At 69.7% G+C, this 9,423-nt stretch carries 6 protein-coding genes and 4 tRNA genes; 2 read left to right on the forward strand and 8 right to left on the reverse strand.

The genetic code is table 11. The features are described 5' to 3' along the window. The coding region (locus tag CCN33_RS19780) for a DUF8083 family protein (RefSeq protein WP_086694913.1) at positions 1-589 on the forward strand (589 nt) is incomplete at its 5' end. A gap of 531 nt (positions 590-1,120) precedes the next feature. Then, entirely contained in the window at positions 1,121-1,327 is a 207-nt protein-coding gene (gene bldC, locus CCN33_RS19785; protein WP_003949541.1) for a developmental transcriptional regulator BldC, read from the forward strand. 651 nt (positions 1,328-1,978) lie between these two features. On the opposite strand, the gene CCN33_RS19790 is transcribed toward bldC, so the two are convergent. The 8 genes from CCN33_RS19790 to CCN33_RS19825 form a co-directional block, all read right to left on the reverse strand. Next, positions 1,979-2,053: transfer RNA gene (locus tag CCN33_RS19790), tRNA-Asp, on the reverse strand. A gap of 95 nt (positions 2,054-2,148) precedes the next feature. After that, positions 2,149-6,093, reverse strand: coding sequence for an ATP-dependent RNA helicase HrpA (gene hrpA, locus CCN33_RS19795; RefSeq protein WP_086694914.1), 3,945 nt, complete (start codon positions 6,091-6,093; stop codon positions 2,149-2,151). A gap of 80 nt (positions 6,094-6,173) precedes the next feature. Then, on the reverse strand, positions 6,174-6,512 hold the full coding sequence (locus tag CCN33_RS19800; RefSeq protein ID WP_086694915.1) for a hypothetical protein: 339 nt from the start codon (positions 6,510-6,512) through the stop codon (positions 6,174-6,176). A gap of 148 nt (positions 6,513-6,660) precedes the next feature. Next, positions 6,661-6,734, reverse strand: a tRNA-Phe gene (locus tag CCN33_RS19805). Between the two features lie 24 nt (positions 6,735-6,758). Further along, positions 6,759-6,833: transfer RNA gene (locus tag CCN33_RS19810), tRNA-Asp, on the reverse strand. A gap of 217 nt (positions 6,834-7,050) precedes the next feature. Next, positions 7,051-7,126 (reverse strand) — tRNA-Glu (locus tag CCN33_RS19815). A gap of 113 nt (positions 7,127-7,239) precedes the next feature. After that, positions 7,240-8,742 carry a metallophosphoesterase family protein gene (locus CCN33_RS19820; protein WP_425275857.1) on the reverse strand — a complete coding sequence of 501 codons (1,503 nt, stop codon included), beginning with the start codon at positions 8,740-8,742 and terminating at the stop codon, positions 7,240-7,242. 9 nt (positions 8,743-8,751) lie between these two features. Next, positions 8,752-9,102 carry a metallopeptidase family protein gene (locus CCN33_RS19825; protein WP_086694917.1) on the reverse strand — a complete coding sequence of 117 codons (351 nt, stop codon included), beginning with the start codon at positions 9,100-9,102 and terminating at the stop codon, positions 8,752-8,754. Positions 9,103-9,423: the final 321 nt, after the last annotated feature.

Here is a 9,423-nt window from a genome sequence, read left to right on the forward strand (position 1 = left end):
GCGCACCCGGCTGCGCGGCTGGCAGGCGCTGGCGGGCCTGGGAGAGGAGCTGCCCACCCCGGTGCTGGACGCGGTGCTGCCGCCCCTGGTGCGCGACCAGGCGGCCCAGGACTACGAGCGCTGGCTGGAGCGCAATCCCGAGGCGCGCCCCTGGATTCGCGGGGCGACCTGGCAGATCCCGCTGAACTGGTTCGTCCTGGTCGCCGACGAGGAGCGCCGCTTCGAGCCGCGCAGCGGCGAGACCCCGGCCCTGCTGCGCTACCGCACGCCGATGGTGCAGGCCCGGCGTCGGGTGGCGCGGGCGCTGCGCACGCTCCAGGACACCGTACGGGAGAGCCCGCTGATCGACGGCGTGCTGGACGTCGGCCGCTGGCTGGAGGAGTTCCACCCGCGTTCGGTGGTGGAGCTGGACTACGGCGGGCTGGTGCACGCGGTGCCGGGCGGGACGCTGGAGGAGGACCACTCGGCGGCGGACGTGGCCGCCGGCATCGACGCGCTGCGCCGGGGCGACGAGAGTGCCGCGACTCTCGCCTACACCCGTCTCGCGACCCGCTGGCGCTCGATCCGGGACCTGCGCTCGGCGAACTGAGCCCGTCCGGGGTGACGCACGTCACGGTCGAAATGGGCTCGAACAGCGTACGGTCTACGGAACTTGGACCGTTTGACGGGGCGTTGGCCTCGAACCGGGCTTTTGCCTCATTGGGTGATGGACGGCACTTACACGGCCCTTGCGTCTCTTGCCACTCCTCGTGCCAAAATAGGACAAGGAGTCCGGGGAGGACTCCGTCTGCCCATCTGTGCTCCACTATGGGCGGATTCTCCGCATTGCTAGCTTTGGGGGGTCTTGTGACTCCCGAGCGCCATGTGACTGATCGTCACGTCGGCGTGACTGTCCGCTATGGCATGGTCCATCGGCTTCCGTCGTGGATGAACACCTGGGAGGGCAATTCCATCGGTTTGGCCGACGCGGCTGGACAGATGGTGTAGTTGTAGTGCCGAGGACAAGCCGTTCGTCCTATAACCGACTCGACTCGCGTCCGCCATTTCGGGCAACGCGGGTCAAGGTGCAGAATTTAGAGGAATGAACCGAGAAGGTTCGGTTCTCCCGAGGAGGCCGCTCATGACCGCTCGCACCCCTGATGCCGAGCCGCTGCTGACCCCGGCTGAGGTCGCCACCATGTTCCGTGTCGACCCCAAGACGGTCACGCGGTGGGCGAAGGCCGGCAAGCTCACGTCGATCCGCACGCTCGGCGGGCATCGCCGCTACCGCGAGGCGGAGGTCCGCGCCCTGCTCGCGGGCATCCCGCAGCAGCGCAGCGAGGCATAACAACTGAACAACCGGGCAAAACGACCGGCCCCCCAACCGGTCGAAGCGCCCGAACCCTAGCTCCACAACGACGCGGGCCTGCCCCAACAGGCCCCATGCCCACGCCGGACGAACTCCGAAGGCACGTGGCACCGAGTGCGTCATAGGTCGCGCTGGACTCCGCCGGGTCCAGCGCGATCTTTTTTGTGCGCTCACGGGTGCCCGCCGGCCCCCCGTGTGAGCGGCCTTGTCGGAGTCTGGGGAGGGCTGTGGGAAGTGCCCCGCACCCGCTCCGGGAGCCCGGCGGGCCACCCTCGGGGAGAGTGCAATTGCACATATTAAATTGACCTGTTGTAGGGCAGCGGTAAAAACCTGGGTTTCAAAAACTCATGCCGTGACACCCGTCACACGCGAAGACGCTTGTTGTCCGCTGCGCGGGTGCGCTATTGACGCTCTCCCGTCTCACCGCCCCCTGCGGGAACGGGTGTTGGGGCAGCGGCCGGGTGAGGCGTCGGCAGGGCGGGCCGGTCGCGAGGTGCGCCCTCAGGGGCGCCCGCGCCTCGCGCGGGGCCGATGCCGCCCCGCGCCACCTCCGCGGGCCGCACAGGGCGCCTGCGGGTCCCGGGAACGGCGGAAGGGCCCCCGGAAATCCGGGGGCCCTTCTCTTTGCTGCGGTCCTGACGGGATTTGAACCCGCGGCCTCCACCTTGACAGGGTGGCGAGCACTCCAAACTGCTCCACAGGACCATCTGGTGCGGCGCTTCACTTCTGTGTTGCGCTGCGAGAAGGACTGTACAGGAGTCCGGGTGCCCGGGTCGAACTCACCCGGTGCGATCGCGCGATTACGGTACGGCAGCGTCGATCGCCTTCACGATCCGCTTGTCGGAGATGGCGTACGCGGTGCCCAGTGCGTGGGCGAAATAGCTGACCCGCAGCTCCTCCAGCATCCAGCGGATGTCCAGCACCTGCCTGGGTACCGGCCGGCCCTGGGGAAGCTGCTCGAGCAGCCAGGCGTACTCGTCCCGCATCTCGTGGACCTTCTGCATCCGGGTGGTGTCCCGCTGGACGTTGCCCGGCATCTGCTGCAGACGCCGGTCGGCGGCCACCAGGTAGCGCATCAGGTCCGGCAGCCGCGCGATCCCCGCCCAGGTCACGAAGCCGGGCTTCACCAGCGCGTCCAACTGCTGCCGTACGTCGGCGAGGTTGGCCAGCAGCGCGGGGCTGGAGACGGCCTTCAGGCGCCGTTCGCACGCCTGCCAGGCGGCCAGCACCTGCTGCACCTGGCCCACCGCACGCACGGTGGTGTCCACGATGTCGGCCCGCACCTTGTCGTAGAGCTTCCGGTACGACTCCTCGTCCCACACCGGACCGCCGAAGTCCGCGATCAGCTTGTCGGCCGCCGCCATCGCGCAGTCGTCGAACAGGGCCTGCACCGAGCCGTGCGGGTTGGCGGACAGGGCGAGCTTCTGCGCGTTGGTCAGCTTGTCGGAGGCGAACTTCGCCGGGTTCACCGGGATGTTGCGCAGGATCAGCCGGCGTACGCCCTTCCACATCGCCTCGGCCTGCTCCTCCTCGGTGTCGAAGAGACGGACCGAGACGGTGTCGCCGTCGTCCACCAGCGCCGGGTACGCCTTCACCGGCTGCCCGGCCCTGCGGGTCTCGAAGACCCGGCTGAGGGTGCCGATCGACCAGTCGGTCAGGCCCGAGCGCTCCAGCGAGGGCCCGCCCTGCCGGGACGCGGTGGCGGCGGCCGCCTGCGAGATCGCCTTGCGGGCCTTCGGGCGCAGCTGGAGCTTGAGCGCCTCCAGATCCTTGTCCTCGGCCAGCTTGCGGCGCCGTTCGTCCACGATCCGGAAGGTGACCTTCAGGTGGTCCGGCACCTTCGCCCAGTCGAAGTCCTCGGCGTCGAAGGGCACGCCCACCATGCGCTTCAGCTCACGTGCCATGGTCGTCGCCAGCGGCTCCTGGAGGGGCACCGCCCGCTCCAGGAACTTCTTGGCGTAGTTCGGCGCGGGGACGTAGTTGCGGCGGATCGGCTTGGGCAGCGAGCGGATCAGCTCGGTGACGACGTCCTCGCGCAGCCCCGGGATCTGCCAGTCGAAGCCCTCGTCGGTGACCTGGTTGAGCACTTGGAGCGGGATGTGGACGGTCACACCGTCGGCGTCCGCACCCGGCTCGAACTGGTAGGTCACCCGGAACTTCAGCTCGCCCTGGCGCCAAGTGTCGGGATAGTCGGCCTTGGTGACCGCCTCTGCCGACTCCCGGATGAGCATCTCCCGCTCGAAGTCCAGGTATTCGGGCTGCTCGTGCCGCTTCCGCTTCCACCAGGAGTCGAAGTGGGCCCCGGAGACGACGGGTTCGGGCACCCGCTGGTCGTAGAAGTCGAACAGCGTCTCGTCGTCCACGACGATGTCCCGGCGCCGCGCCCGGTGCTCCAGCTCCTCGACCTCGCTGAGCAGCTTGCGGTTGTCGGCGAAGAACTTGTGGTGGGTGCGCCAGTCGCCCTCGACCAGGGCGTTGCGGATGAACAGCTCGCGGGAGACCTCGGGGTCGATCCGCCCGTAGTTCACCTTGCGCTGGGCGACGATCGGCACGCCGTACAGCGTCACCTTCTCGTACGCCATCACGGCCGCCTGGTCCTTCTCCCAGTGCGGTTCGCTGTACGTGCGCTTCAGCAGGTGGCCGGCGAGCGGCTCGACCCACTCGGGCTCGATCCTGGCGTTGACGCGGGCCCAGAGGCGGGAGGTCTCCACCAGCTCGGCGGACATCAGGAACTTGGGCTGCTTCTTGAACAGCGAGGAGCCGGGGAACACCGCGAACTTGGCGTTGCGGGCGCCCAGGTACTCGTTCTTGTTGCCGTCCTTCACGTCCTTCATCCCGACGTGGGAGAGCAGGCCCGCGAGGAGGGAGACGTGGACGCGGTCGGCGGGGGCGTCGTCCTCGTTGAGATGGATGTCCATCTGCTTGGCGACCGTGCGGAGCTGGAGGTAGATGTCCTGCCACTCGCGCACCCGCAGGAAGTTCAAGTACTCCTGCTTGCACATCCGGCGGAACGAGGAGGAGCCGCGCTCCTTCTGCTGCTCGCGCAGATACCGCCACAGGTTGAGGTAGGCCAGGAAGTCGCTGGTCTCGTCGCGGAAGCGGGCGTGCTGCTGGTCGGCCTGGGTCTGCTTGTCGGCCGGGCGCTCGCGCGGGTCCTGGATGGACAGGGCGGCGGCGATGACCATGACCTCGCGGACACAGCCGTTCTTCGCGGCCTCCAGCACCATCCGGGCCAGGCGCGGGTCGACGGGCAACTGGGCGAGCTTGCGGCCGGTGTCGGTGAGCCGCTTGCGCGGGTCCTTCTGCGCCGGGTCGAGCGCGTGCAGCTCCTGGAGCAGCTGGACGCCGTCGCGGATGTTGCGGTGGTCCGGCGGGTCGATGAAGGGGAACTTCTCGATGTCCCCGAGGCCGGCCGCGGTCATCTGGAGGATGACGGAGGCGAGGTTGGTGCGCAGGATCTCGGCGTCGGTGAACTCCGGCCGGGCGAGGAAGTCGTCCTCGGAGTACAGCCGGATGCAGATGCCGTCGGAGGTACGGCCGCAGCGGCCCTTGCGCTGGTTGGCGCTGGCCTGCGAGACCGGCTCGATGGGCAGCCGCTGGACCTTGGTGCGGTGGCTGTAGCGGCTGATCCGGGCGAAGCCGGGGTCGATCACGTACTTGATGCCGGGCACGGTCAGCGAGGTCTCGGCGACGTTCGTCGCCAGCACGATCCGGCGCCCGGTGTGCTGCTGGAAGACCCGGTGCTGCTCGGCGTGCGAGAGCCGCGCGTACAGCGGGAGCACCTCGGTCGAGCGGTACTTCTTCTTCTCCAGCGCGTCCGCGGTGTCCCGGATCTCCCGCTCGCCGGAGAGGAAGACGAGGATGTCGCCGGGACCCTCGCCCATCAGTTCCTCGACGGCGTCGGTGATCGCGGTGATCTGGTCCCGGTCGGCGTCGGAGGAGTCCTCCTCCAGCAGCGGCCGGTAGCGCACCTCCACCGGGTACGTCCGCCCGCTGACCTCGATGATCGGTGCGTCGCCGAAGTGCCGGGAGAACCGTTCGGGGTCGATGGTCGCCGAGGTGATGACGACCTTCAGGTCCGGCCGCTTCGGCAGCAACTGCGCGAGGTAGCCCAGCAGGAAGTCGATGTTGAGGGACCGCTCGTGGGCCTCGTCGATGATGATCGTGTCGTAGGCGCGCAGCTCGCGGTCGTTCTGGATCTCCGCCAGCAGGATGCCGTCGGTCATCAGCTTGATGAAGGTGGCGTCCGGGTTCACCTGGTCGGTGAAGCGGACCTTCCAGCCGACGGTCTCGCCGAGCGGGGTGTGCAGCTCGTCGGCGACGCGCTCCGCGACGGTACGGGCGGCGATCCGGCGGGGCTGGGTGTGCCCGATCATCCCGCGCAGGCCCCGGCCCAGCTCCACGCAGATCTTGGGGATCTGCGTGGTCTTGCCGGAGCCGGTCTCACCGGCCACGATGACGACCTGATGATCGCGGATGGCGGCCGCGATCGCGTCCTTCTTCTGGCTGACCGGAAGCTGCTCGGGGTAGCTGACCGAGGGCACGCGGGAGCGTCGTTCGGCCATCCGGGAGGCGGCCTTGTCGACCTCCCCCTCCAGCTCGGCCAGCACGGCGGCACGCGCCTCCGGCTTACGGATCTTGCGTGCGCCTTCGAGCCGACGCCCGAGCCGGTGCGCGTCACGCAGCGACAGCTCGGTCAGACGGGAGGCGAGAGACCCCAAGGCGGGGGCGGGATGCGTAGACATACGCGATCCAGGATCTCACCTCGGGGAAATTCCGCGCGAATGAATTGACGCGGGGGGTCGCCGCGCGGGTGGCCCGGGGGTCAGCAGGAGTTCAGGCCGAGCCGGAAGCCCGACTTGTAGCCGTTCCTGAATCCCTGCTGGTAGTCACGGCGCGGGTCCTTCAGCGAGGTGCCCTTCCCGTCGTGGTGGTCACCGTGGTGATGGCAGTGCCGGCCGTCGCGGTACCCGGACTTGAACCCGTCCCGGAACCCGCGCTGATAGTCCCCCTGCGAGGTGGGCGCCTTGGCCGTCGTACTGACGTGGGACGGAGCGGGCGCGGCCGAGGCTGCCTGCTGGAAGCCGATCGGAGCGAGGACGACACCGGCGGCCATGAAGACCGAACACAGGGCGGCCGTCCGTTTTCTGGTCGTGGCGGGCATGGAACGCCCCCTTGGGTGATTTCCCCACGAATCGATGCTTTTTCACTCTAGTCCCGCGCTACTCGCCTGCAACCGCGCTCGCAGGGGCCCGGAAACGCAAGAACCCCCTCCGCGAACTGGAGGGGGTTCGGCCCGGATCGGGCGGTTGTGGCTGGGGCCGGGGTCGAACCGGCGACCTATCGCTTTTCAGGCGATCGCTCGTACCAACTGAGCTACCCAGCCACGAGGTTTCACGTGAAACCTCAGCGGTCCTGACGGGATTTGAACCCGCGGCCTCCACCTTGACAGGGTGGCGAGCACTCCAAACTGCTCCACAGGACCAGGCGCTGTACGACAGTGTCGCACAAGGTTGCGGGCCTTCCCAACGCGTTTCCCACCGGGGTGAGGTGCGCATCTGCTGGGCTGACGTCGCTGGAGAAGCGTATCAGAGCAGGGGCGGTGCTCCGTACCGCGCTTTTCGGCGGCGAGCGGGGCCCGGACGTGGGGAAACACGAAGGCCCGCCCTGGATCAGGGCGGGCCTTCATGACAAGTCCGCTGTGGTGCCCCCAACGGGATTCGAACCCGTGCTACCGCCTTGAAAGGGCGGCGTCCTAGGCCGCTAGACGATGAGGGCTATCGGCCCGCCTGGGCGCCGCATCGCGGCGCGTCGGGGACGTGTGCAGCATAGGGGATCGTGAGCGGTATGGGCAAAACCCTTCGCCGCCGTGCGGACGCCGGGCCCGGGATTCAGCGCTGCACCAGATGCCGGCTGACCTCGGCCGTGGTCCGCCCTAGGCCGCCCAGCTTGATCGCGTCCCATGCCTGGAGCCGGCGGGTGTCCCGGTCCAGATAGAGCACCGACGCCTCGATCGGTGCCGGGTACTGGCCCTCCACCGCGCGCAGTCCGCTGCCGCCGGTCGAGCCCTCGCGGCGCAGCCGGGTGCCCAGCGGGAGGATCTTGGTGCCCTGCGTGTGCAGATGCCCGCAGAGCACCAGCGGCACCGTGCCGTCGGTCTCGGCGGCGGCCACCGGTTCGTGCGCCACCGCGATGTCCACCGGGGTGCCCTTGGCCTTCTGGTCCCGCAGCGCCGAGGCGAGCCGGGCGCCCGCGAGCCGTTCCGCCGCGTCCCCGCCGGTCGCCCGGGAGCGGTCGGGGGTGAACTGGGGGTCGCCGGTGCCCGCGAAGCGCACCCCGGCGATCGTCTCGGCGTCGCCCTCGTCCAGCACGTGCGCGTTCTTGATGCCCTCCAGATAGCGCTGGGTGGCCCGCGAGTCGTGGTTGCCCCTGACCCAGACGTACGGCACGCCCAGGTCCTTCACCGGGTCGAGGAAGCCGTTCTCCGCCGAGGTGCCGTGGTCCATGGTGTCGCCGGAGTCGACGATCACGTCCACCTTGTACTGGTCGACCAGCGATCCGATGATCTTCCACGCGGCCGGGTTGAGGTGGATGTCGGAGACGTGCAGGACCCGGAGCGTGGAGGGGTCGGGCTGGTAGGCGGGGAGTGTGGAGGCGACGTCGTACAGCTTGGTCACGTTGGTCACCAGACGGGCCAGCTCCTGCTGGTAGACGTCGAAGTCGGTGACGATGCTGCGGGCGTTGCCCACCACGGACGGCGCCGAGGAGAGCAGGCCGGAGAACTTGGGCTCCAGTACCGACTTCGGATTCCAGGTGGCCCACGCCGACACCCCGCAGGCCGCGAGCAGCGCCAGGGCGAGACCGCCGGCCGCCAGCGCGGGGCGCGTCCGGCGGTATACCGCGAGGCCGAGCGCGGTCGCGCCGGTGACGACGGCCACGCACGAGCGCAGCGCCAGGTCGAGCGTGCCGCGCTCGACGTCACGGGCCACCTCGTCCTGGAGCCCGGACAGCCGCTCGGGGTGGTCGACCAGCGCCTGCGCGCGGCCCGGGTCGAGCTGGTCCACGTCGACGTCCAGCCGGACGGGCGCGACATGGCTGTCCAGGGTCAGCGCGCCGAGCGGGGAGACGTTGACCTTGGTGCCGCCGCTGAGCGAGGGCCGCAGGGCCATGGTGGTGTCCATCGGGCCGACCGGGGTCCGTACGCTGCCGACGACCAGCAGGCCCAGCCAGGCCCCGACGAGCACGACCCCCGTCAGGCCCAACGCCCTCAGCCACCGGCCGCTGCCCGTCCGGCGCGGCAGATGCCACCACTTCCGCTCGCGGGGCGGGTCCGGGACGGAAGCGGCGGGGACTTTGGGCATTGGTGCCGTATGCCCGTACGAACGCCCGGACATGCGGGGTGGTCAGCCCCAGCCCAGCTCGTGCAGCCGGGCGTCCTCGATGCCGAAGTGGTGGGCGACCTCGTGGACGACGGTGACGGCCACCTCGTGGACGACCTCCTCGGCGCTTCCGCAGTACCGCAGGGTGGGGCCCATGTAGATGCTGATGCGGTCCGGGAGGACCCCGGCGTACCACTCGCCGCGCTCGGTGAGCGGGGTGCCCTCGTAGAGGCCGAGCAGTTCGGGGTCGTCGGCGGAGGGTTCGTCCTCCACGAAGACGGCCACGTTGTCCATGACCCGCGTCAGTTCCGGCGGGATCTGGTCCAGGGCCTCGCTCACCAGCTCTTCGAACCTGTCGCGTGTCATCTCCAGCACACGGCCATTGTCGGCCAAGGGCGCCCGGCGCGGGGCGTGTACGCGCGGTCCGCCGCGCTTCGGCCGGCCGGGACGGTGGCGTGTCCTCCCGCGTGCGGCGGGAGTTGGGCAGGGCGTTCCCGATTCCCCGCTGTCGGAGGTGGCCGTCGTGCGCCGCTTGTACGTACCCGTCCGTCTGGTCGTCGCGGTGCTGGCCGCGGCAGCCGCCTCCGGCTGTGTGCACGTCGGTGACGACGCGGGCCCCCGCCGCACCCCGCACTCCGCCGCCCAGCGGGAGGGCGCGGACTCCGGGGGCGGGCCGGTGTCCGCGCCCTCCCGCTG

The sequence above is a fragment of the Streptomyces recifensis genome, from assembly GCF_002154615.1.
Lineage (GTDB): Bacteria > Actinomycetota > Actinomycetes > Streptomycetales > Streptomycetaceae > Streptomyces > Streptomyces griseoluteus.